Raw genomic sequence first — 21,602 nt, 5'->3', positions numbered from 1 at the left:
GCTAAGGTGTTAATGCAAGAGCTCACCTTATACAGCACCTGGGGCTGCCATTTATGTGAGCAAGCCGAAGCGTTGCTAGCCGACGCGGGTATGGCGTTTGCAGTGGTTGATATTATTGACGATGAGCAGTTAATGCAGCGCTTCAGGGTACATATTCCGGTACTGGCTGCCGGCGATGCGCTGTTGTACTGGCCGTTTGATGCGGTAAGTGTCGCAGGCTTTTTACAAAATGCTCAGGTTTTACAAAATACTCAGGGTGATAACACCCAGGGGTTAAAGGATACTAAGTAGTGGAATTATTACGTTTTCAGCAGGCGTGTTTAGCCTTTGGCACTAACCCGATATTGGATCATGTCGACTTTAGCCTGTTCAGCGGTGAGCGGGTTTGTTTGGTTGGCCGCAATGGTGCCGGTAAATCATCCTTTTTAAAATTGCTGACCGGTCAGCAAAATCTGGATGACGGCCAGATAGTAGTGAATACCGGGGTGGTGCTAAGCCGCCTGGAGCAAGACCCGCCGGCGAAAATGGATACTAAAATTGCTGATTTTATCCGCGAAGGCGCCGGTGATTTAGCAGAAAAGCTGCAGCAGTTCTATACCTTGTCTGAAAACCTGGACGGGGCGGGCGATGCCGAGTATCGCTTGTTTGAACAGCTGCAAAATGAAATGGATACCCGCGATGGCTGGTCACTGGAAGCCAGGGTAAGCGATATTTGCCAGCAGTTTGAGATGAACCCTGATGCCAGTTTGGCCACCTTATCTGGTGGCTGGCTGCGCAAGGCCGCTTTGGCCCGAGCCCTGGTAGCGAAGCCGGATATTTTATTACTGGATGAACCTACCAACCACTTAGACTTAGCGGCAATTCAGTGGCTGGAACAATTCTTACTGAATTTTAACGGCGCCATTATTTTTATCTCGCACGACCGGGCGTTTATCCGGGCGCTGGCCACCCGTATTATTGATTTAGACCGGGGTGAGCTTACCTCGCATCCGGGTAATTACCAGGAATACCTGGATCGCAAACAGAAAATGCTGGAAGACGAGCAAAAGCACAATGCCTTGTTCGACAAACGGCTGGCTGAAGAAGAAGTGTGGATCCGCCAGGGCATTAAAGCCCGCCGTACCCGCAACGAAGGCCGGGTACGCGCATTAAAAGCGCTGCGCCAGGAGCGGGCCGCCCGGCTGGAGCAACAAGGTAAAGTCGATTTTAACATTGAGCAGGCCAGCCGGTCTGGTAAGCTGGTATTCGAAGGCAAAGCCATTAGCCTGGCGTTTAACAACAAGCCGGTCATGGATAAGCTTGATTTACTGGTGATGCGGGGTGATCGTATTGCGTTGGTCGGGCCCAATGGTGTTGGCAAATCCAGCTTAATCAAGGTATTGCTGGATGACTATAAGGTAGATAGCGGCGAAGTTAAACGCGGCACTAACCTGGAAGTGGCCTATTTTGACCAGCACCGGATTGCGCTTGATTTAGAAGCCACCGTGCAGGATAACGTGGCAGATGGTAAACAGGAAGTACAGCATAACGGCCAGAGCCGGCATGTATTAAGCTATTTACAAGACTTTTTATTTCCACCGGCGCGGGCGCGCACCCCGGTAAAAGCCTTATCGGGTGGCGAGAAGAACCGTTTGTTACTGGCCAAACTGTTTGCCAGGCCAAGTAACTTATTGATCCTCGATGAGCCAACCAACGATTTAGATGTGGAAACGCTCGAGCTGCTTGAAGATATTTTGCAACAGTATCAGGGCACGGTGCTGCTGGTCAGCCACGATCGGGAATTTGTTAATAACACCGTGACCAGCTCATTGTTATTCGCGGGCAATGGCCGGATTATTGAAATAGCCGGTGGTTATGATGATGTTACCGCTTATCAGGCGCGGCAGGCAGCCAAAGCGGCACCGGTAAAAACAACGGCAGTTCAGCCGGCGCCAACCACAGAAATAGCCGCTGCGCCTTTAGTTCACTCTTCAGTTAATAACGCGAAAAAGTTATCATACAAAGAAAAACGTGAACTTGAACTATTACCCCAGCAGATTGAACAACTTGACGCTGAGCTGAGTGCTTTGCAATTGCAGGTGAACGATCCGGAGTTTTTTAAACGCGATGCGGCAGACAGCCAACAGACGTTGAACCTATTGCAGCAAACCGAGTCGAAGTTGGCGCTGGCTTATGCGCGCTGGGAACAATTGGAAGCATCGGGTTCATAGATTTTTATAACAGATTATAAGTACATAAGAAGTACATTAGGGGCTTTGCATGAAATTATCTCGGATCAGTTTAGCAGTAGTACCGTTGCTAACTGTATTTTCAACAACGGCGGCTGTTTATCAGGTAGTAGAGCTTGAACCAAGCAATATTTCCAAGGCAACCTTTGCTGCAGCGTTAAATGATCAGGGCGACGCAGTGGTTACCGGCCAGGGTTATACTGAGTATCAACTCAATGATGTTAATCGTACCGTGGTACGTGCTGTCAATTATATCGATTTTCCACTGGATGTCAGCACCATCAATTTTGACAGTGAAGTGATCACCAATAACTTAACCCCTGAGCAAATCGAAGATGCCAAGTTGGGTATCTATGAAGCCAATGTGTTGAATTTTTTTACGTTGCTGCTTGCGGGTAATCCGCAGCTGGCTAATCAGCCAGTGGGCCGGGCGTTAGCTATCAGCCAACCGGTTAATGCTGAAGCTGCGTTATTGCCACTTAGAGATCTGAATCAACTGCGGTCTAATAACGAATTTATTTACAGCCTGAATCAGCAAGGGGTGGCGGTTGGTATTGCTTCTGCGCCCTTTAGCAAACAGGATTTTACCCCAGCGACAGACCCGGCAGATGAAGACGCCGAAGCACCGGTAACCAGTACGGTTTGGCAACCAGAAGCGGGTTTTCAGTATGGGGTGGCAGTCAGTAGTGCCGGGCCAGTGAATTTAATACCGCCTTACACAGAACTGGGCGGCGGCTTTAGCCGGGCATTTTCGGTAAATAACCAAAATCTGATTGCCGGTTCAGGTTCAGTGGGCCTGGATGAAGAAGTAGCGGCAACGATTGCAGCGGGTTGTCTTGGTATCGCCCAACCGGTGGTCAGCTGTCTGAACACGCAGCAGCAGGTGCGGGTACATGCCTTTTCCAGTTTACAGGGCCAAATTAAAGCCAACCAAACAGTTACCATCTATCTGAATGGGTATCAGGAAAGAGCCATGTTATGGCAACTGCAAGCCGATGGCAGTGCCACCGTTGCCCAGACGTTTGGTTTTTTAGGTGAAAAGGGCAGCGGCCAGGTTTATCAACCTGAGAATAATCACCCTGAAGTGTTTTATTACAGTACGGCCAATGCGGTAAATGATAATGGCATTGCCGTAGGCCATTCAATGTACAGTGACAAAGATCGCACTATCCGATTCCGGGATCAATTTACCGGTCAGGAGTTTCGGCGGATATACGTAGCACCGCATGCCACCCTGTTTCGGGATGGCGAAGTTGCCGCTATGGTTGACCCCGCAGAATGGCTGGCCAGTAACGCGGTTGCCATTAACAATAATGATATTGTGGCCGGCTTTGCGATTAAATCGGTAAATGGCTTTAGACGCGACAAGTTTTTTTATTACGATATAGCTGCCAACAAAGTGGTGTTTCCGCAAGATTTTTTTGCAGGTTCATCATCCATTCCTGCCGATATCAATGATAACGGCCAGATCGTTGGCCGTGGTGAGGTGATTATTGGTGGTACCACCACACGCCGCCAACATGGCTTTGTGTATGATATCAGCAGCGACACATTTCGTGATCTGAATAGCTTACTAAGCTGTAACTCCCCGTACACCGTAGTAGATGCCAATGCTATCAATAACAATGGCGAAATTCTGGCGACGGTACTGCAGGCTCTGCCGCGGTTAGACGCCAAAGGTGAGCCGATACTGGATGAAAGCGGTAACGTGCTGATGGCAGAGCAGGCCAGAGCGGTAAAATTACGGCCTGTTGCCAATGGTGAACCCGCAAACTGTAATACCGAGCAGGACTCCTATGAACGGAAAGCCGGTGGTTTTGGCGGTTTCGGGGTGTTGCTACTGGCCGGTTTTGCTTTATGGACGCGTCGCCGGCGCTAAGGCGCGCTATCAGTGATAATAAAAAAGCTGCTGCGGCAGCTTTTTTTGTTGCCGCTATCAGCTAAATAAAAGAGTTATCAAAAAGCAGTTTTATAGTGTAATTAAGTATAATGATAAAAGTTTTTAAAAGCTAAACAACATCAGCCTGTTAGCTTTTGTCAAGCAGTATATCTGTTAATTTGGTTTGAACCTTCGCCACACCTCAGCTATCAATAAAGATGTACAGTGTTGTTGTCATCCGCTTACTTGTTGTCAGCTCACGTAATACAGCGTTGTACTATTAACTACTAAAATGTTGAGGAAGACTGCCGTATGAAAAGACAAAAACGTGATCGTCTGGAACGTGCTCATGCTCAAGGTTATCGTGCCGGTGTCACCGGACGCTCCAAAGAAATTTGCCCTTATCAGAATTTAGATGCCCGCTCGCAATGGCTCGGAGGATGGCGGGAAGCAATGGAAGACCGAAATGTCGGTTTATTTAATAAAGGTCTTTAACCTGGAACGATTTTAACTCTCACCATCGTTTAGAAACAAAAACCCCGCTATTTCAGCGGGGTTTTTGTTATAACCGCTAGTGGGATCAGAAACTGGAGGTATCCTGAAATAAGCCCACTTTTAAATCGGTAGCGGCATAAATATCGCGGCCATCGACACTAACGATGCCATCACCGATGCCCATATACAGTTTGCGTTTAATAACGCGTTTCATATTAATGGTATAGGTAACTTTCTTGGCGGTAGGTAGAATTTGGCCGGTAAATTTTACTTCGCCGACACCCAGCGCCCGGCCTTTACCAGGGCCACCGCACCAGCCAAGAAAAAAGCCAACCAGTTGCCACATCGCATCCAGCCCCAGACAACCAGGCATAACCGGATCACCTTTAAAGTGGCAGGCAAAAAACCAAAGCTCAGGGGTAATATCCAGCTCAGCTATAATCTGGCCTTTACCGTACAAGCCGCCTTCTTCGGAAATATGGATGATTCTATCCATCATCAGCATGTTATCTGACGGTAATTGGCTGTTACCTTCGCCGAATAATTCGCCGTTTGCACAAGCGATTAAATCTTCTTTTGTAAAGCTATTCTTAGTCATGTATGTTTAACCCATTATAATTGCTGCGCCACTTTAGCGAACACTTGTACGCCAGACAAGTCCGATTTGTCGGTTAGCCGGTTTTTTCGGCAAGTCTGTTAATAGTAGGTAAGCATTTCTTCCCTGACAACTAATTAAGTAATGGATATAGCCATGAGCAGTGACAAGACGCGCGCACTGAGTAATGCCGAGAAACAACAACGCTATCGGCAACGGCAGCAAGAGTCTGGCAAAAAGGAGCTGAGAGGTTACCTGACGCCAGAAGCCTTAAGCTGTTATCAGGAAATCCAGCAAAAAACCCAATGGAATGACAGCACCTTGCTCAGTAATGCGATCCGCTTGATGTATGCCGCTCATAAGTGTGGCCAGATCGGCATTTTAAACAGCTGGTTAACCGAACATAAGCGCTAAAAGGCCGCGCCCGCTCTTACCCGCGGCCAGCCGAACAGGTATACTTAGCCTTTATTTAGGTGTAACTGGCGTGGCCCGGACTATCAGATGATCTTATTTGTAAATTCCTTAACTGTGATTGATTTTTCATACCTCGACCTGAAACGGGGCATGGTAGGTGAAAGCTATATTGTTGATACCGAATTACATGGCTCTTTGGATGATACCGCCATGGTATTCGATTTTGCCAAAGTTAAAAAAGTTATTAAACAGGCAATTGATCAGCTGGTAGACCATAAGCTGGCACTACCTGCACTATGCCCGGCGCTAACGACCACAGTGCAAGCCGCTAACACCCTGGTGCGCTATCAAAGCCAGCGTGGGGTAATCAGCCTGGCATCGCCGGCCGAGGCATTTGCGCTGATACCAAGCCAGCAGATTAATGAGCAAAGTGTTGCTGACTATCTTGAACAACAAATAAAACCGTTGCTACCGGCTAACGTTGAGCGCCTAAAGCTGACTTTGCGGCCGGAAGCCAGCACTGGTTTTTACTATCATTACAGCCATGGTTTAAAAAAACATGATGGCAATTGTCAGCGCATTGCGCATGGCCACCGTTCGACTATTCAGATTTATGTGGATGGCATGCTGTCACCGCGGCTGAATAAACTGTGGAGCGAGCGCTGGCAGGATAGATATCTTGGCAGTGCAGTGGATAGGGTGGACAGCACGGCGCTGCAACATATTAGCAGTGAGGCTGACGATTATTGTTTTCGCTATCAGGCGAGCCAGGGCTGGTTTGAACTGGTTATGCCGAAAAGCCATTGTGACATTGTGCCGTGCGATACCACGGTTGAGTGTTTAGCTGAGTATATTGCCGGCGAACTGAAAGGCTTGGATCAGAGTAAAACCTATAAGGTGGTAGCGTATGAAGGCGTGGCAAAAGGGGCTATTGCTCAGTTGTAGTTTGTTAACTGGCCTGGCAGTACAGGCGGCTGATGGCGTGACGTTGCAAGGTAAGTTGACTCAGGGTAGTTTAATTCGTGGTCAGGCGCCGGCGGGTGCGACAGTGCTTTTTAATGAGCAACCCATTAGTGTGACAGCAGACGGTCGGTTCGTATTTGGGATTGGCCGCGATGCCAGCCTGCAGCATCAACTGACGATTATTAAACCTGACGGTGCCCGTGACATTATGCCGCTGCAATTTGCAAACCGGCAATATGATATTCAGCACATTAGCGGTGTGGCGCAAAAATACGTGACGCCGCCAGCAGAGGTTACCGCACGCATTCAACACGATAACCAAAAAGTCCGGCAGGTACGCTCAACGCTCAGTGACAAAACGGCGATCTTTGCTCAGCCGCAGCGCCCGGCTGAGGGACGTATTTCTGGTGTGTATGGCAGCCAGCGGATATTCAACGGTGAACCCCGCAACCCGCACTATGGTTTAGATATTGCTGCGCCGGTTGGCGCACCGGTGTTGGCGCCCTGGGATGGCAAGGTATTGCTGGCGGACGATTTGTATTTCTCTGGCTTAACCTTAATTATTGACCATGGCATGGGGGTGACCTCAACCTTAATGCATTTGCATGCGATTGAGGTAACGGTGGGCCAGCAAGTCCGGCAGGGCGAGCAGGTTGCGGAAGTAGGGGCTACAGGTCGGGTTACCGGGCCCCATTTGGATTGGCGGATTAACTGGTTGCAGGAAAGGCTGGATCCACAGCTACTGCTGGCAGACTAGATTCAGGTTGGCGCAGCCAACGGCTGACTTGCTCTGGTTGCGTCACCTGTAACATAGCCACTTTTGGCGGCGCAGCCATAATCGGTAATTGCAACGTCAGCAAGCGGTCTTTGCGGTAAATCGTTAAATCTTGTCTGCTGTGTTCAGCTAAGCGCTGTAACAGTTGCGGCAGGCTTTGTTCGGTAATTTTCCTACCCGCCAGCGCCAATAGCTGGTCTCCTACCATCAGACCGGCTTGTTGTGCCGCACCGTCATTTCTTACCTGAGTAACGGTTAACAACCCTTGCTGAAGTTTGACGTTTGCCGACAGGCTGGCAGGTGCCGGCAATGGGTTGTCATCAGTACCACTAAGATCGTCCGGCTGGCGCTCTGAGCGAAAGCTCAGCGCCAGACCCAGTTTTTTAGCCGCAGCTGCCAGCGGTAAAGGTGCGCTCTGTTCAACCCAGGCCCGGGCGGTGTCTGCCAGGTCGCTAAAGCCCAGCGCATGCAAGCTACTGAACAGGCTCTGCTCATCGGTACCCCGGGCTGCATACTGCTGATACAAATACTGGCATAGCTGCTGTAATGAGCTGCCTTGTTGCTGTAAATCAGCTTCCAGGCAAAGTGCCAGCAGGGCACCTTTGGCATAGTAACTGACCACGGCATTCACTGCATTTTCATCCTGCTTATAAAATTTAGTCCAGGCATTAAAACTGCTGGCGGCCAGGCTTTGCACACTGTCAGAGGGGCTGCGACTCACCCGGCTAATCGTTTTCTCTAAGCTGCTCAGGTAACGCTGCGGGCTGATTAAACCACTATGCACCAGTGCAAGATCATCAAAATAAGATGTGAACCCCTCGTATAGCCATAGCTGGCTGCTGTATTGCTCGGCATCTAAGCGGTAACACTGAAATTCAACGGGCTTTAGCCGCTTTACCCACCAGGTATGAAAATATTCATGGCTGCACAATGCCAGCAACTGCTGATAGTTATCATCGGGTTCAGCTGTAGCATTCGCGGGTAAGTCAAAGCGGTTACACAGTAACAGGGTAGAGAATTTATGCTCCAGGCCGCCATAGCCCTGCTCGGTAACCCAGAGTAAAAACCAGTACTGATCTAAGTCTGCCGGCAGGCTGCCAAAAACTTGCCGTTGCTGCTGACAGATTTGCTGCAAATCACTGGCAAAGCGGGTTAAGTCGGTCAGGTTGTTGCCGCTGACGACCAGATAATGAGGAATGCCATCAATATCGAATTGCTGCAGGGTAAATAGCCCTGCCAGGATAGGACTATCAATTAAACTGGCATAATCCGCCGCCTGATAGGTGCCAAAAGCCAAGAACCCGGTGCCGTTGATTGGGGTAAGGGCGGTTGCCACCCGCCAGCTGGCGGCCTGTTGCGCTGCCGGTTTAAACAGCGTGATCTGCTGCGGCACTGCGGTTAAATCACTGACGGCCAGGCACAGGGCGGCCGGATTTAATACGGCTAGTTCGTCATCCACATAGGCTGCCCGTACTGACATATCGTAAGCATAAATATGGTAACTAACGGTAACCGGTAACTGGCGACAGGCCAGTTGCCAGGACTGTTTGTCCAGCTGCTGTGTGGCCAATGGGCCTTGCTCATCCCGGGCACTTATGCTGATAATATTACGGGCAAAATCACGGACCATATAACTGCCTGGGATCCAGGCTGGCATGCATAACTGGTGCACATCTTTGGTGGGGGTAAAGTTTATTGTGACGATGATAGCATGACTGCTGATATCCTGTACTTGTAGCAGGTAACTGACCACGATATGACGCTCCCATTGCCTTAAACTTAACGTTGTACTGATAAGGCCTGTTATAATAACGGCCAATTGTTGGTTATCAGCCTGCACATGTTTTATTTTTTTACAGTGAGTAGCTTATGTCAAACCTCCCCCCCAGTGAAGCCTTGATTGCCAAACGTATGGCACATGCCGTTACCCGGGTCACCAAAACTGTGTTTCCCGGCCGCACCAATCATCACAACACCTTGTTTGGTGGTGAGGCGTTGGCCTGGATGGATGAAGCCGCATTTATTGCTGCCACTCGTTTTTGCCGTAAACCGCTGGTGACGGTGTGTTCTGATCGGGTTGATTTTAAAGAATCCATACCGGCAGGCTCGATTATTGAGTTGGTCGCTAAAATTGAGCATGTAGGTCGCACCAGTATTAAAGTGCACGTCGATATTTTTGTTGAGAATATGTACAACGACGATCAGCATAAAGCCATTTCGGGTAATTTCACCTTTGTGGCGCTGGGGACTGATCGTAAACCCACGCCGGTACTGGCCGATTTTTAACATTGGCTGCAGTAATGAGGAATTAACGTTGAATTGCGATTAATGTCTGCTGAAATCAGTTCAAGCGGCAAGGCTTTAGGCTGCATCTTGGTTATAATCGGCTCAGACTAATTAGGCGGGTCATTAACTTGTACAAACTGTTTGAAGATCGTAACCGGCAGTTCTGGATCCTGCATAGCCTGGGGTGGCTGGGGTTTGCCATTGTTAATTACCTGGGCTCATTGGTGCAGGAAACCCGGGACGCCTACTTGATTGTGCTGGCGCTGGATGCTTATGTTGGTTGGCTGATTACTATTCCACTGCGCTATATTTATCAACGGATTTGGTTTTGGCCACCCTGGCGGATGATTTTAATCGTATTGCTGCTGGCATTATTGATCGCAGCGGTCTGGACCAGCGTAAGAAACTTTAACTATTGGGAAATTTATCGCCACGGCTATCGGCCGGACGATTGGTTGCAGTATATTAAGGATACACCGGTAGCGTTTTATGTGATGTTAAGCTGGAGTGGCTTGTATTTTGGTATTAAGTATTACCAAACCCTGCAACTGGAAAAACAGAAGTCATTAACGGCAACTAACAAGGCACATGAAGCACAGTTAAAAATGCTACGGTATCAGCTTAACCCGCATTTTTTGTTTAATACCCTAAATGCAATTTCAACCCTGGTACTGATAAATGAGACCGATACAGCCAATAAAATGGTCACCCGGCTCAGTGATTTTTTACGCTACTCGCTATATAAAGACCCGATTAACCGGGTGCCGCTTGAGCAGGAACTGTATGCAGCAAAACTGTACCTGGAAATAGAAAAAGTCAGATTTTCAGAGCGGTTAACCATAGAGTTTGATATAGAGCAGGGTACGGAAAGAGCCTTAGTGCCCAGTTTAATACTGCAACCTTTGATAGAAAATGCTATTAAATATGCAGTAGCCAGTCAGGTGAATGGCGGTGCCATTACCATTACGGCGAAGAAGTTTGGTCATGACTTATTGTTGGAAGTATCTGACAACGGCCCAGGTATGCCGATAACTGATGGCATTCCTAAAAGCAATGCCTGCGGTGTTGGCCTGGTCAATACTAAAGAACGGCTGGCGGCGTTGTATGACAACGATTTTGCTCTGGTACTGACTCACAACGAGCCCAGAGGATTAAAAGTAAATATCCGGATCCCATTGCAGTTAGAACAAGCGGAAGCAAACCATGTTGAAGGTAATAGTAGTAGATGATGAACCTCTGGCCCGCAAAGGCATGCTGGTGCGGCTGGCAGCTTTTGAGCAGCTGGAAGTGGTGGCAGAGTGTAGCAATGGCGATGAAGCCGTAGCACAGATACTCGAGCTCAAGCCCGATGTGGTATTTCTGGATGTTGAAATGCCAGGCATGGATGGTTTTGCTGTGTTAAAAAGCTTACAACAACAGCAGGGTAAACTACCTTATATAGTGTTTGTCACGGCCTATGATCATTATGCGTTTAACGCCTTTGAAGTGAATGCACTTGATTATGTGTTAAAACCGGTTGAACCTGAGCGGCTGAAAGCAGCAGTGGCTAAGGTGTTGAAATTTCATGCCGCGGCAGACAGCCAGAAGCATAAGGGCCAGTTGGCGGCAGCGGTGGCAAAATTAACTGGTGATGAAGCCGGCAATATTCTGCAGCGGCTGGATAAATCTGAGCCAGTGGTAAATGACCGTTTCCCGGATGCTATCAGTATTAAAGATAGTGGTGAAATTACCCGGGTGCCCGTAGCGGAAATTGACTGGGTTGATGCGGCCGGTGATTATATGTGTATCCATACCAAAGACGGCCAGACCCATATATTGCGACGGACGATGAAGGAGCTGGAGTTAGAGTTAGATCCCCGGTTGTTTGTCCGGGTACACCGTTCGGCCATTGTTAATGTGCATACCATTGCCAAATTGCAAATGTTGTCTAATGGTGAGCATCAGTTAATGCTTACCAATGGCCAGGCCGTGAAAGTAAGCCGTAGTTATAAAGATCGGGTGAAGCAAGTCTTCAGCCAGTAGCTATTTTCGTTGCTAGCAAGCCTATTTTGGCAGTTTACAAACTGCCAATTTGTTGCTGCCAACGCACCAGAAAAGGGTCTATGGCTTTTGTTCTGTCGCCGGTTTTCGCCAAAGGGTATAACACGGCTTCGCCATTAACCTCACCTGCCATCATCAGGTTAGCGCCTTGCAGCAATTGTTCAACTGCATAAGCACCGAGCTTGGTTGCCAGGATCCTGTCTGCACCGACCGGGCTGCCACCACGTTGAATATGCCCAAGAATACAGGCGCGACATTCAATACCGATTGCCTCGGTTAATGCCTCGGCTAAAGCCGTAGTGCCACCAGGGTAACTGTTTTCGGCGACAATCATAATATAGCTGGCTTTGCCTTTCAGCAGCTGGGCATGCTGAATAGGGGTAATAATGGGCTTCAGGTTGGCAGGACTGAGGGTGCCAAATTCAGGACAGATAATTTGCTCAGCGCCGGCAGCAATACCGGCAGCCAGGCTAAGATAGCCACTGTGCCGGCCCATTAACTCAACTAAAAAAATCCGTTCAAAGGCATCGGCAGTGTCGCGAATTTTATCAATAGCATCCAGGGCGGTATCAAGCGCGGTGGCAAAACCAATGGTATTGTCGGTGCCATCTACGTCATTATCAATGGTACCCGGCACGCCGATCAGCTGGCCACTGTAATGCTTGCTGATGGCCAGGGTGCCACGAAAGCTGCCATCGCCGCCTATCACAATCAGCGCATCAATATTCAGCTGCTGCAATGCTTCTGCTGCCCGGGCGGGCCCATCGGTTTGCTCCAGTGCCGGACAGCGGGCACTTTTGAGGATGGTACCACCGCGTTGAATTATATTATCGACATGATGCGAGTGTAAGCTCTGATATTCCTGCTCCAGCAAGCCGTTAAAACCGTGGTGAAAACCAATCACTTCAATATTACAGGCGCTGGCAGTAAGTTGAATAGCGCGGATGCAGGCATTCATGCCTGGTGCATCACCACCAGAGGTTAGCACCGCCAGTCGTTTAATCGTACTCATTGTCATTCCTGTGGTTGGGTAGTGGTTAATCGCTTCAGTATAGTGGCTACACAATCAACGCATTTGATTTGTCGCAAACTTTCACAAACTACAAGACAGCTTAACCCGAAATAAGAGACAATAGCCATGGTTGAACTGCCAGCCGCTGCCTGTCTGAGGAAACACTGTACTATGCACCAAATTACCGGGAGAAGTCTGATTGGGTTGTTACTGGCGCTGACCACGGCAATTTTGTGGGGGGCCCTGCCAATAGCCCTGAAGATCCTGCTCGATATTATGTCTGCTAACACCATAACCGCCATCCGCTTTCTTGCTGCTGCTGTGATAGTAGGATTATGGCTGGCGGCACGCGGCAAACTACCGGTATTAAAACGGCTGTATAACCGCAAGGTGGCCTGGCTGATGCTGATAGCGGTTGTCGGCTTATTATCAAATTATATTATGTATTTAAGTGGCTTAAACTATCTTAGTGCCGAAACTGGCCAGGTAGTTATTCAGCTGGCGCCTTTTCTGATGATGCTGGGTGGCATTGTTATTTTCAAAGAAAAGCTGTTGTTATGGCAAAAAGTTGGCGCTGTTACCTTGCTTGGTGGTTTGTTGCTGTTTTTTAATGAGCGCCTGGTTGAGCTGGTGCTGCAGGCCAGTTCAGAAACGTTGGGCGTGCTGTTGGTGATTGCTGCGGGCATTACCTGGGCGGCCTATGCCCTGGCACAAAAGCAATTACTGGTTAGCTATAGTTCGAAGCAAATTATGTACCTGCTGTATGTTGCCGGGACAGTGTGCTTTATGCCGGTGTCGGACTTTGCACCTTTGCTGACGATGAGCAACTTGCACTGGGCACTACTGGTGTTCTGTTGTCTGAATACTGTGGTGGCGTATGGCGCTTTTGCTGAGGCACTGCATCACTGGGAAGCGTCTAAAGTCAGCGCGGTACTGGCGGTAACGCCACTGTTTACTATTTTATTTGCCAATCTGACCGGCTGGTTGTTCCCTGATTTCTTAGCTGCCCAGCAGTTGAATATCTGGTCCTGGCTGGGTGCTTTAATGGTGGTTACCGGCTCTGCGTTAACTGCTTTGGCACCACAGTTTGTTGAGTATCGTGCTGCCAGGCGGGTACGTAAGCTACAACGGGATGTGTTTTAAGTTGTGTTAACATGACACATTAAAAAAGGGCCACCGGCCCTTTTTTAATGTTAGAACTGACGGCTGAGCTTACTTTACCTGCACAATTTTACAGGTATTAGAAGCGCCAATCGTTTCCATGGCGTCACCATGGGTCATAATGACTAAATCACCGCTTTTCAGGCCGGCTTGCTTACGAATGGCATCAATGGCGGCGTCGGCCAGCGATTGCTCAACCAACATGGTACTGTCAAAAAACGCCGGATAAACGCCACGGTACAGCGCCATTTTATTCAGGGTTCTATTGTGTCGTGACAGCGCATAAATGGGTTGTGGTGAGGTGATGCGTGACATCAGTTTAGCGGTGTAGCCTGATTCGGTCAGGGCGATAATGGCTTTGATACCAGCCAGGTGATTGGCTGCATACATGGCTGATAAGGCGATAGTTTCACTGATCTCAGTAAAGGCCACATCCATCCGGTGCTTGGAAATTTGCACGCTGGGGTGCTTTTCAGCACCATCACATACCCGTGCCATGGCTTTTACGGTTTCGGTGGGGTATTTACCCGCAGCGGTTTCTGCCGATAACATCACTGCATCGGTACCATCTAATACGGCGTTAGCCACATCCATCACTTCTGCCCGGGTTGGCATGGGGCTTTCAATCATGCTTTCCATCATTTGGGTGGCGGTAATAACCACCCGGTTGAGCTGGCGGGAGCGGGCAATAATGCGCTTTTGCTGGCCAACCAGCTCTGCATCACCAATTTCAACACCCAAATCGCCGCGGGCAACCATCACGGCATCCGAAGCCAGAATAATGTCATCCAGGGTTTCATTGTCGGCAACGGCTTCAGCCCGCTCAATTTTTGCCATCATGCGTGCTTCTGAGCCAGCAGCTTGCGCCAGCTGCCGCGCCAGACGCATATCGTCGCCACTGCGAGGGAAGGAAACTGCCAGAAAATCAACCTCAATTTCCGCCGCAGTGATAATGTCAGCTTTATCTTTTTCAGTCAGAGCCGGTGCGGTTAAGCCGCCGCCCTGGCGATTAATGCCTTTATTGTTACTCAGCTTGCCGCCAACCGTTACCTTGGTATACACCCGGTCACCGTCAACCTTTTCCACCTGCAGCTGGATCCGTCCATCGTCTAGCAAGAGTAAGTCGCCAGCACTGACATCTTGTGGCAGCGCTTTGTAATCAATACCCACCTGATGATGATCGCCTTCGCCTTTAGCCAGGCTGGCGTCCAGCACAAACTGCTGACCTTCTGCCAGTAGCACCGCCCCTTCTTTAAAGGTAGATACCCGGATTTTCGGTCCTTGTAAGTCGCCCAGGATGGCAACATGCGCGCCTAATTTTTCAGCTGCAGCGCGCACCATACTGGCTCTTTCCCGGTGATCATCAGCACTGCCATGAGAGAAGTTAAGCCGGAATACGCTAGCACCTGCGCTGATAAGCTTTTCGATAGACTGCTGAGTATTGGTAGCGGGGCCGAGAGTGGCGACAATTTTGGTTCTTCTTGGCATCAGATGCTCCTGCTGTTGGACGCGGATCGAACAATTGGTTAAGTGTAATGTAATTTTATTACAGAATACAGCGGCATTAAGCTTAAAAGCGACAGGTTGGTGCAGTTGACCAACCTGAAATGATAAAAAGCGACAAATTAATTAGTGAAGTCTTTCTTTTCAAAGCGTGAGCCGCGCAAGCTGTCTTTAACCTTTTTCAGGTTTTCCCGGAATTTACTGCCGCGGCGTAAAGTAAAGCCGGTTGCCAGAATATCAATTAATACCAGTTGCGCCACCCGGGACGCCATAGGCATATACATATCGGTATCTTCCGGCACATCCAGCGATAAAACCAGGGTGCACTCTCGGGCAAGCGGGCTGTCATAGGCCGTTATACCTATTACCGTCGCATCGTTTTCACGGGCGATAGCTGCAATATCACAGAGGTTTTTCGTGCGGCCGGTATGGCTGATGCATACCACCACATCGCCATCAGAGCTGTTAATTGCCGACATGCGTTGCATCACAATATCGTCAAAGCATACTACCGGCACGTTAAAACGGAAAAACTTATTCTGGGCATCATGCGCCACAGAGGCTGACGCTCCCAAACCAAAAAATGAAATCTTTTTCGCCTGGGTTAATACATCAACCGCTCGGTTAATGGTATTAATATCAACGCGTTGCCTGGCGGTGTCCAGCGCAGCCATGGTCGACTCAAAAATTTTGGCGGTATAAGCTTCCGGGCCATCTTCTTCTTCGACATGCCGGTTTACATAGGGCGTACCATTTGCCAGGCTTTGGGCCAAATGCAATTTAAAGTCAGGAAAGCCTTTGGTGTCGAGCCGGCGGCAAAAACGGTTGACAGTGGGCTCACTGACATCAGCCATTTTGGCCAGCGCTGCTATACTGCTGTGAATAGTGATCTGTGGATTAGCTAATATAACGTCAGCCACTTTGCGTTCAGATTTGCTGAAGCTGGTTACACTACTTACAATTTTTTCCAGTACGTTCATCCACTAATTCCTGACAGTATTAAGTTGTAATGGTGGCAACTGCTTTTGATAACATCTGTTGCCTGCTTGGTTATACACCAAGTGTGCCGACAAAACAGTATTAAATTTACCACAAAACTGTAATTGCGTTGCTAAGGCTGCCTTAATATGTAAGATTAGTCAAAATATAACTTATGCTGTAATTAAATTACAACAAATCGGGTTTACAGCGGCCTTTTGGCGCGTTAGTATGCGGCAAGTGTTGTAAAATTACGTATTATTACAAGGGTCAGACATGACGACAACAGCACACAATGCTCAGAATAACGCCTGCGATTTAATTTTATTCGGCACTAAAGGTGACTTAGCCCGGCGTAAGCTTTTGCCCGCATTATATCAGTTAGAGAAAGCTGGCCTGCTGGCGGCAGACTCACGCATTATCGGCGTAGCTCGTGATGCAATGGACAATAACAGCTATCTCGAGATGGTAAAAACCAACCTCAATACTTTCTTAAAAAAAGAGACTCTGGACGAAGCTGTCTGGCAGCAGCTGGCGGCAAAACTTCTCTATGTACAACTCGACCTGACCAAAATCACTGATTATAAAAAGCTGGGTAAGTTAATCGACCCGGGCAAAAGAACACCAGTCAGCTATTTTGCCACACCACCAGCGCTGTTCGGCGATCTTTGTAAGGGCCTGGCCGCGGCAGGCCTGGCAGCAGAGCCGTCACGAGTAGTACTGGAAAAGCCTATTGGCCATAATTTAGCATCCTCTATTGTGATAAATGACCAGGTTGCTGAGTTCTTTAAGGAATGTCAGATCTACCGGATTGACCATTATCTGGGTAAAGAAACCGTACTTAATTTACTGGCATTGCGTTTTGCTAATGCCATATTTGCGTCAAACTGGGACCACAATGCTATTGATCATGTGCAGATCACCGTGGCTGAAGAGGTGGGGGTAGAAGGGCGCTGGAGTTACTACGATGACGCCGGCCAGATGCGCGACATGGTGCAGAACCACTTGCTCCAGGTATTGTCGCTAATTGCCATGGAACCGCCTGCCCGGTTGGATGCCGACAGCATTCGTGATGAAAAACTAAAAGTACTTAAAGCATTACGCCGGATTGACAGCAGTAATGTGCAGGAAAAGACGGTGCGTGGGCAGTATGCCAGTGGTTTTGTAGCGGGCAAGCAGGTACCAGGATACCTGGAAGAAGAAGGCGCGCGTATTGGTAGCAAAACTGAAACCTTTGTTGCGATAAAAGTGGATATTGATAACTGGCGCTGGGCTGGCGTGCCCTTTTACCTGCGTACAGGTAAACGTATGCCGAAAAAGCACAGCGAGGTGGTTATTTGTTTTAAGCCACAACCACATAATATTTTTCATGAAACTTACAACGAACTGCCAGCCAACAAGTTGATCATCCGCCTGCAACCCGATGAAGGGGTGGAAGTGCAGGTGATGAACAAAATACCCGGGCTGGGTGAACATATGCGCCTGCAGCAAAGTAAACTTGATTTAAGTTTTGATGAAACCTTTAAAGCGCAGAGAATTGCCGACGCTTATGAGCGATTATTGCTGGAGGCCATGCTAGGTAATCAGTACTTGTTTGTTCGTCGTGACGAAGTAGAACAGGCCTGGCAGTGGGTTGACGGCATACTAAATGCCTGGAAAAACAATAACGAGCCGGCTAAAACCTATCAGGCGGGCACATGGGGCCCGGTCGCTTCTATTTCAATGTTAGCGCGCGACGAGCGTAACTGGGACGAATAGGCAGGGGACAAGACTTATGCAGCTACATCACTATACCGACAGCGCAGCGTTAAATCATGATTTTGCCAGGCAGCTGGTGAGCATACTCACTGACGCTATTGCCAACAGAGGGCAGGCTTATCTTGTGGTATCGGGTGGCCGTACGCCCACTGCGCTATTTAATACACTGTCGCAAGCGGAACTGGCCTGGGACAAGGTTACAGTTCTGCTGGCTGACGAGCGCTTTGTGCCGGTTGATTCGGCTGACAGCAATGAACGGCTGGTCAAGACGCATTTGCTGCAAGCCAACGCCAGCGCTGCTAACTTTATTAGTTTGTATGCCGGGGCGGCAACTGCTGAGCAGGCCATTGCCGCTATTTCAGCGCGACTTAAAGCGCTGCCGGCTTTTGATGCCGTGATTCTGGGCATGGGCGAGGATGGCCATACTGCCTCGCTATTTCCCTGTAGCCGTGAATTAACTGCGGGTTTAGCTGCCGATGCGTCGGCTGTACTGGCGGTGAATCCGACGAGTGCACCACACCAAAGGATATCGTTAAGTTTGCCGAGGTTACTCAATAGCCGGCAGATATTTTTACATCTGGTAGGCCCCGGTAAACTTGAGGTGCTGAACAAAGCACAGGCAACCAACGACGTAGCCAGTATGCCAATCCGGGCCATTATACAACAGCCAGATGTTGATGTGGCTGTTATGTATGCCGCAAATTAGAGGAAGTGTTATGAACCCTGCTATTCAACGGGTAACCGATCGTATTATTGCCCGCAGCAGCAAAAGCCGGGCAATCTACCTGGCCCGCATAGACGAGGCCGGCCAGAGCGGGCCGCACCGCGGTGTGCTGAGTTGCGGCAATCTGGCGCATGGCTTTGCGGCTTGTAACAAACAAGACAAAGCAGACTTGCGTAGCCTGAGCAAAGCCAACATTGGCATTGTTTCTTCGTATAACGATATGTTGTCGGCACACCAGCCTTATGAGCATTATCCGGCTTTGATTAAGCAAGCGGTTAATGAGGTTGGCAGCGTTGCGCAGTTTGCTGGCGGTGTGCCGGCGATGTGCGACGGCGTGACACAGGGCCAGCCCGGCATGGAGCTGAGTTTATTAAGCCGCGATATTATCGCCATGTCGGCGGCAGTGGGGTTATCCCACAATATGTTCGATGGCGGCTTAATGCTGGGTATTTGCGATAAAATTGTTCCCGGCTTACTGATGGCTGCTTTAAGTTTTGGACACTTACCCTTTGTATTTGTGCCCGCGGGGCCGATGCCTTCTGGTATTCCGAACAAAGAAAAAGCCCGGGTACGCCAGCTGTTTGCTGAAGGTAAAGTGGGCAAAGAAGAGCTGCTGGAGGCTGAATCGGCGTCTTATCACTCAGCGGGTACCTGCACCTTCTACGGCACTGCGAACTCCAACCAATTGGTGGTTGAAATGATGGGCCTGCATTTACCGGGGTCGTCGTTTGTTAACCCGGGTAGTGCGTTACGTGATGAGCTGACCAAAGCCGCCGCCCGTCAGGTAACCCGGTTAACCCAGTTGGGTAATGACTATTTACCCATTGGTAAGTTGGTTGATGCCAAAACTCTTGTCAATGGCATTGTTGGTCTGTTGGCCACGGGTGGCTCTACCAACCACACCATGCATCTGGTTGCAGTGGCCAGATCAGCTGGTTATATCATTAACTGGGACGATTTTGCTGAATTGTCTGCGGCCACACCTTTGTTAACCCGGATTTACCCTAATGGCCAGGCCGATATCAACCACTTCCAGCATGCTGGCGGTATGGCGCTGTTGATCCGGGAATTACTGGATGCCGGCTTATTACATGAAGATGTGCAAACGATCGCAGGCCCGGGCTTGCGCCGGTATACCCAGCAACCGCTGTTAAAAGACGGTAAGTTACATTGGGTAGATGCGCCTGCACAATCACTGGATCCGGAGGTATTAACCACCGTTGCCAGGCCCTTTAAAACTCATGGTGGCTTAGAAGTCCTGTCTGGCAATATGGGTCGGGCAATTTTAAAAACCTCAGCACTACGCGATGGCACTGAGGTGATCAAAGCTCCTGCCGTGGTATTTAACAGCCAGCATGAACTGGATGCAGCCTTTAAGGCCGGTACGCTGGATAAAGATTGCATTGTAGTGGTGCGTTTTCAGGGCCCGAAAGCCTGTGGTATGCCAGAGCTGCACAAACTGACGCCGCCGCTGGGTGTATTACAGGATAAGGGCTATAAAGTGGCGCTGGTAACCGATGGCCGGATGTCAGGTGCCTCAGGTAAAGTACCTGCCGCTATTCATGTCACGCCAGAGGCGGTAGATGGCGGCGCCATTGGCCGGATTAAAACCGGCGATATGATATTAGTGGATGGCAATAGTGGCAAACTTGAAGTCCTGGTTGATGCCACTGAATTTAATGCCAGAGCCCAGGCGCAAGTCGATTTAAGCCATAATTTTTATGGTATGGGCCGGGAAATGTTTGGCGCAATGCGTGCTCAGTTAAGCGGTGCGGAACAAGGTGCCTGCAGTTTATTTGTTACTGAGGACCATTTGCATGGCTAACTTGGTTGATTTTGCTATCGTGGCTGATATTGGTGGCACTAATGCGCGTTTTAGCCGGGTGAAGATGGCAGATCTAACGCTGGATAAAGTTGCGGTTTATCCCTGCGCTACTTTTGCCAGCCTGGCGGATGCCCTGCAGCATTACCAGCAACAGCAGCAGCTGACAATGCTTAAACATGTTGCTATTGCCATTGCTTGTCCGGTAACGGGCGATGATGTCAGCATGACTAATTTTCACTGGCAATTCTCAATCAGTGCGATGCAGCGCCAGCTAGGCTTAAGCCGCTTATTGGTGATGAATGATTTCACCGCGGTAGCCATGAGCTTACCGGCGCTGACAGCCAGTGACAAAGTACAACTTGGTCAGGGTAGCTCGCAGCCAGATAAACCGATGGCCGTGCTGGGCGCAGGCACAGGCTTAGGCGTTGCTCATTTAATTAAAGTTGACGGTAAATTTGTGCCCTTGCCGGGTGAGGGCGGCCATGTCGACTGGGCGGCACAGACAGAACAGGAATGGTTTATTCAGCAAATGCTCAGTAAGGAATATGGCCATGTGTCACCTGAGCGGCTGTTATCTGGCCCGGGGCTCGAAGCGATTTACCGGGCATTAGCCTTGTATCGCCGGTTAGACGTTGCGCCATTGTCAGCCGGTGAAATTGGCCAACAAGCGTTGGCCGGCACCTCTGAACTTGCCAGCGCAACGGTTGCTCAGTTTTTTGCCAGTTTAGGCAGTGTAGCCGGTGATTTAGCACTAACACTCAGTACCTTTGGCGGCGTTTATGTGGCAGGCGGTATTGCCCCTAAATTATTACCACTGTTAGAAGCAAGTGAGTTCAGAACCCGTTTTGAAGCAAAAGGCCGGTTTAGCGCGTTTAATCGCCAGATCGCTACCTATATCGTGACTGCACCCCAGCCAGGCTTGCTTGGCGCTGCAGTTTACTTAAAACAATCTTTGGCGAGTTAATT

Annotated in this window: 20 protein-coding genes; 15 read left to right on the top strand and 5 right to left on the bottom strand. The window is 49.4% G+C overall.

Going from position 1 to position 21,602, the window contains the following annotated elements; translation table 11 throughout:
• Positions 1–12 precede the first annotated feature (12 nt).
• The 4 genes from WG68_RS04385 to rmf all read left to right on the top strand — a co-directional run bounded on the left by WG68_RS04385 (position 13) and on the right by rmf (position 4,602).
• On the top strand, positions 13–291 hold the full coding sequence (locus tag WG68_RS04385) for a glutaredoxin family protein (protein ID WP_046556617.1): 279 nt from the start codon (positions 13–15) through the stop codon (positions 289–291).
• Entirely contained in the window at positions 291–2,210 is a 1,920-nt protein-coding gene (gene uup, locus WG68_RS04380) for an ATP-binding cassette ATPase Uup (RefSeq protein ID WP_046556441.1), read from the top strand. The genes WG68_RS04385 and uup overlap by 1 nt, the downstream gene beginning before the upstream one ends.
• A gap of 49 nt (positions 2,211–2,259) precedes the next feature.
• Entirely contained in the window at positions 2,260–4,107 is a 1,848-nt protein-coding gene (locus tag WG68_RS04375) for a DUF3466 family protein (RefSeq protein ID WP_046556440.1), read from the top strand.
• A 312-nt stretch (positions 4,108–4,419) separates the two neighbouring features.
• Positions 4,420–4,602 carry a ribosome modulation factor gene (rmf, locus tag WG68_RS19320; protein WP_019674311.1) on the top strand — a complete coding sequence of 61 codons (183 nt, stop codon included), beginning with the start codon at positions 4,420–4,422 and terminating at the stop codon, positions 4,600–4,602.
• Positions 4,603–4,687: 85 nt separating this feature from the next.
• On the opposite strand, the gene fabA is transcribed toward rmf, so the two are convergent.
• The gene (gene fabA / locus WG68_RS04370) at positions 4,688–5,200 is read right to left on the bottom strand and encodes a bifunctional 3-hydroxydecanoyl-ACP dehydratase/trans-2-decenoyl-ACP isomerase (protein WP_046556439.1); all 513 of its coding nucleotides are present in this window, start codon (positions 5,198–5,200) and stop codon (positions 4,688–4,690) included.
• 153 nt (positions 5,201–5,353) lie between these two features.
• Between fabA and WG68_RS04365 the strand changes: the two genes are divergently transcribed.
• The 3 genes from WG68_RS04365 to WG68_RS04355 all read left to right on the top strand — a co-directional run bounded on the left by WG68_RS04365 (position 5,354) and on the right by WG68_RS04355 (position 7,331).
• Positions 5,354–5,611, top strand: a complete 258-nt coding sequence (locus WG68_RS04365; protein WP_046556438.1) for a hypothetical protein — start codon at positions 5,354–5,356, stop codon at positions 5,609–5,611.
• An 87-nt stretch (positions 5,612–5,698) separates the two neighbouring features.
• Positions 5,699–6,556 (top strand): 6-carboxytetrahydropterin synthase, encoded by an 858-nt coding sequence (locus WG68_RS04360; protein ID WP_046556437.1) that lies wholly within the window; start codon positions 5,699–5,701, stop codon positions 6,554–6,556.
• Positions 6,519–7,331 (top strand): M23 family metallopeptidase, encoded by an 813-nt coding sequence (locus WG68_RS04355; protein ID WP_046556436.1) that lies wholly within the window; start codon positions 6,519–6,521, stop codon positions 7,329–7,331. Before WG68_RS04360 ends, WG68_RS04355 begins: the two co-directional genes overlap by 38 nt.
• Here WG68_RS04355 and WG68_RS04350 read toward each other — a convergent pair.
• Entirely contained in the window at positions 7,282–9,189 is a 1,908-nt protein-coding gene (locus tag WG68_RS04350; RefSeq protein WP_235357670.1) for a M61 family metallopeptidase, read from the bottom strand. The genes WG68_RS04355 and WG68_RS04350 overlap by 50 nt on opposite strands.
• A 29-nt stretch (positions 9,190–9,218) precedes the next feature.
• On the opposite strand from WG68_RS04350, the gene WG68_RS04345 reads away from it, so the two are divergent.
• The 3 genes from WG68_RS04345 to WG68_RS04335 all read left to right on the top strand — a co-directional run bounded on the left by WG68_RS04345 (position 9,219) and on the right by WG68_RS04335 (position 11,657).
• Positions 9,219–9,635 carry an acyl-CoA thioesterase gene (locus WG68_RS04345; RefSeq protein WP_046556435.1) on the top strand — a complete coding sequence of 139 codons (417 nt, stop codon included), beginning with the start codon at positions 9,219–9,221 and terminating at the stop codon, positions 9,633–9,635.
• A gap of 128 nt (positions 9,636–9,763) precedes the next feature.
• Complete coding sequence (locus WG68_RS04340) at positions 9,764–10,864, top strand: sensor histidine kinase (RefSeq protein WP_046556434.1); 1,101 nt, start codon at positions 9,764–9,766, stop codon at positions 10,862–10,864.
• Complete coding sequence (locus WG68_RS04335) at positions 10,839–11,657, top strand: LytR/AlgR family response regulator transcription factor (RefSeq protein ID WP_046556433.1); 819 nt, start codon at positions 10,839–10,841, stop codon at positions 11,655–11,657. The genes WG68_RS04340 and WG68_RS04335 overlap by 26 nt, the downstream gene beginning before the upstream one ends.
• Before the next feature lie 34 nt (positions 11,658–11,691).
• On the opposite strand, the gene WG68_RS04330 is transcribed toward WG68_RS04335, so the two are convergent.
• Positions 11,692–12,687, bottom strand: a complete 996-nt coding sequence (locus WG68_RS04330) for an ATP-dependent 6-phosphofructokinase (protein WP_046556432.1) — start codon at positions 12,685–12,687, stop codon at positions 11,692–11,694.
• A gap of 171 nt (positions 12,688–12,858) precedes the next feature.
• Between WG68_RS04330 and WG68_RS04325 the strand changes: the two genes are divergently transcribed.
• Positions 12,859–13,830: a DMT family transporter gene (locus WG68_RS04325; RefSeq protein ID WP_046556431.1), complete on the top strand. Its 972-nt coding sequence runs from the start codon at positions 12,859–12,861 to the stop codon at positions 13,828–13,830.
• 69 nt (positions 13,831–13,899) lie between these two features.
• On the opposite strand, the gene pyk is transcribed toward WG68_RS04325, so the two are convergent.
• Positions 13,900–15,336 (bottom strand): pyruvate kinase, encoded by a 1,437-nt coding sequence (pyk, locus tag WG68_RS04320; RefSeq protein ID WP_046556430.1) that lies wholly within the window; start codon positions 15,334–15,336, stop codon positions 13,900–13,902.
• A 137-nt stretch (positions 15,337–15,473) separates the two neighbouring features.
• Positions 15,474–16,331 carry a MurR/RpiR family transcriptional regulator gene (locus WG68_RS04315; protein WP_046556429.1) on the bottom strand — a complete coding sequence of 286 codons (858 nt, stop codon included), beginning with the start codon at positions 16,329–16,331 and terminating at the stop codon, positions 15,474–15,476.
• Positions 16,332–16,605: 274 nt separating this feature from the next.
• On the opposite strand from WG68_RS04315, the gene zwf reads away from it, so the two are divergent.
• Genes zwf through WG68_RS04295 form a run of 4 tightly spaced genes read left to right on the top strand, consistent with a single transcriptional unit; the run spans position 16,606 to position 21,600 of the window.
• Positions 16,606–18,087 (top strand): glucose-6-phosphate dehydrogenase, encoded by a 1,482-nt coding sequence (gene zwf, locus WG68_RS04310; protein ID WP_046556428.1) that lies wholly within the window; start codon positions 16,606–16,608, stop codon positions 18,085–18,087.
• 16 nt (positions 18,088–18,103) lie between these two features.
• Entirely contained in the window at positions 18,104–18,793 is a 690-nt protein-coding gene (gene pgl, locus WG68_RS04305; protein WP_046556427.1) for a 6-phosphogluconolactonase, read from the top strand.
• 10 nt (positions 18,794–18,803) lie between these two features.
• On the top strand, positions 18,804–20,636 hold the full coding sequence (gene edd, locus WG68_RS04300) for a phosphogluconate dehydratase (protein WP_046556426.1): 1,833 nt from the start codon (positions 18,804–18,806) through the stop codon (positions 20,634–20,636).
• Positions 20,629–21,600 (top strand): glucokinase, encoded by a 972-nt coding sequence (locus tag WG68_RS04295; RefSeq protein WP_046556425.1) that lies wholly within the window; start codon positions 20,629–20,631, stop codon positions 21,598–21,600. Before edd ends, WG68_RS04295 begins: the two co-directional genes overlap by 8 nt.
• Positions 21,601–21,602 lie beyond the last annotated feature (2 nt).

This window comes from Arsukibacterium ikkense, assembly GCF_000987775.1.
Classification (GTDB): Bacteria; Pseudomonadota; Gammaproteobacteria; order Enterobacterales; family Alteromonadaceae; genus Alishewanella; species Alishewanella ikkense.
This window is presented reverse-complemented; position numbering and strand designations above follow the sequence as displayed.

What these genes read in the sequence shown, in the direction of transcription:
- WG68_RS04345 (WP_046556435.1), top strand. Translation starts at nt 9,219, where the DNA reads ATGTCAAACCTCCCCCCCAGTGAAGCCTTGATTGCCAAACGTATGGCA.
- WG68_RS04355 (WP_046556436.1), top strand. Translation starts at nt 6,519, where the DNA reads ATGAAGGCGTGGCAAAAGGGGCTATTGCTCAGTTGTAGTTTGTTAACT.
- WG68_RS04325 (WP_046556431.1), top strand. Translation starts at nt 12,859, where the DNA reads ATGCACCAAATTACCGGGAGAAGTCTGATTGGGTTGTTACTGGCGCTG.
- pyk (WP_046556430.1), bottom strand. Translation starts at nt 15,336, where the DNA reads ATGCCAAGAAGAACCAAAATTGTCGCCACTCTCGGCCCCGCTACCAAT.
- WG68_RS04365 (WP_046556438.1), top strand. Translation starts at nt 5,354, where the DNA reads ATGAGCAGTGACAAGACGCGCGCACTGAGTAATGCCGAGAAACAACAA.
- edd (WP_046556426.1), top strand. Translation starts at nt 18,804, where the DNA reads ATGAACCCTGCTATTCAACGGGTAACCGATCGTATTATTGCCCGCAGC.
- fabA (WP_046556439.1), bottom strand. Translation starts at nt 5,200, where the DNA reads ATGACTAAGAATAGCTTTACAAAAGAAGATTTAATCGCTTGTGCAAAC.
- WG68_RS04335 (WP_046556433.1), top strand. Translation starts at nt 10,839, where the DNA reads ATGTTGAAGGTAATAGTAGTAGATGATGAACCTCTGGCCCGCAAAGGC.
- WG68_RS04295 (WP_046556425.1), top strand. Translation starts at nt 20,629, where the DNA reads ATGGCTAACTTGGTTGATTTTGCTATCGTGGCTGATATTGGTGGCACT.
- pgl (WP_046556427.1), top strand. Translation starts at nt 18,104, where the DNA reads ATGCAGCTACATCACTATACCGACAGCGCAGCGTTAAATCATGATTTT.
- rmf (WP_019674311.1), top strand. Translation starts at nt 4,420, where the DNA reads ATGAAAAGACAAAAACGTGATCGTCTGGAACGTGCTCATGCTCAAGGT.
- WG68_RS04360 (WP_046556437.1), top strand. Translation starts at nt 5,699, where the DNA reads ATGATCTTATTTGTAAATTCCTTAACTGTGATTGATTTTTCATACCTC.
- WG68_RS04330 (WP_046556432.1), bottom strand. Translation starts at nt 12,687, where the DNA reads ATGAGTACGATTAAACGACTGGCGGTGCTAACCTCTGGTGGTGATGCA.
- WG68_RS04315 (WP_046556429.1), bottom strand. Translation starts at nt 16,331, where the DNA reads ATGAACGTACTGGAAAAAATTGTAAGTAGTGTAACCAGCTTCAGCAAA.
- WG68_RS04375 (WP_046556440.1), top strand. Translation starts at nt 2,260, where the DNA reads ATGAAATTATCTCGGATCAGTTTAGCAGTAGTACCGTTGCTAACTGTA.
- WG68_RS04385 (WP_046556617.1), top strand. Translation starts at nt 13, where the DNA reads ATGCAAGAGCTCACCTTATACAGCACCTGGGGCTGCCATTTATGTGAG.
- zwf (WP_046556428.1), top strand. Translation starts at nt 16,606, where the DNA reads ATGACGACAACAGCACACAATGCTCAGAATAACGCCTGCGATTTAATT.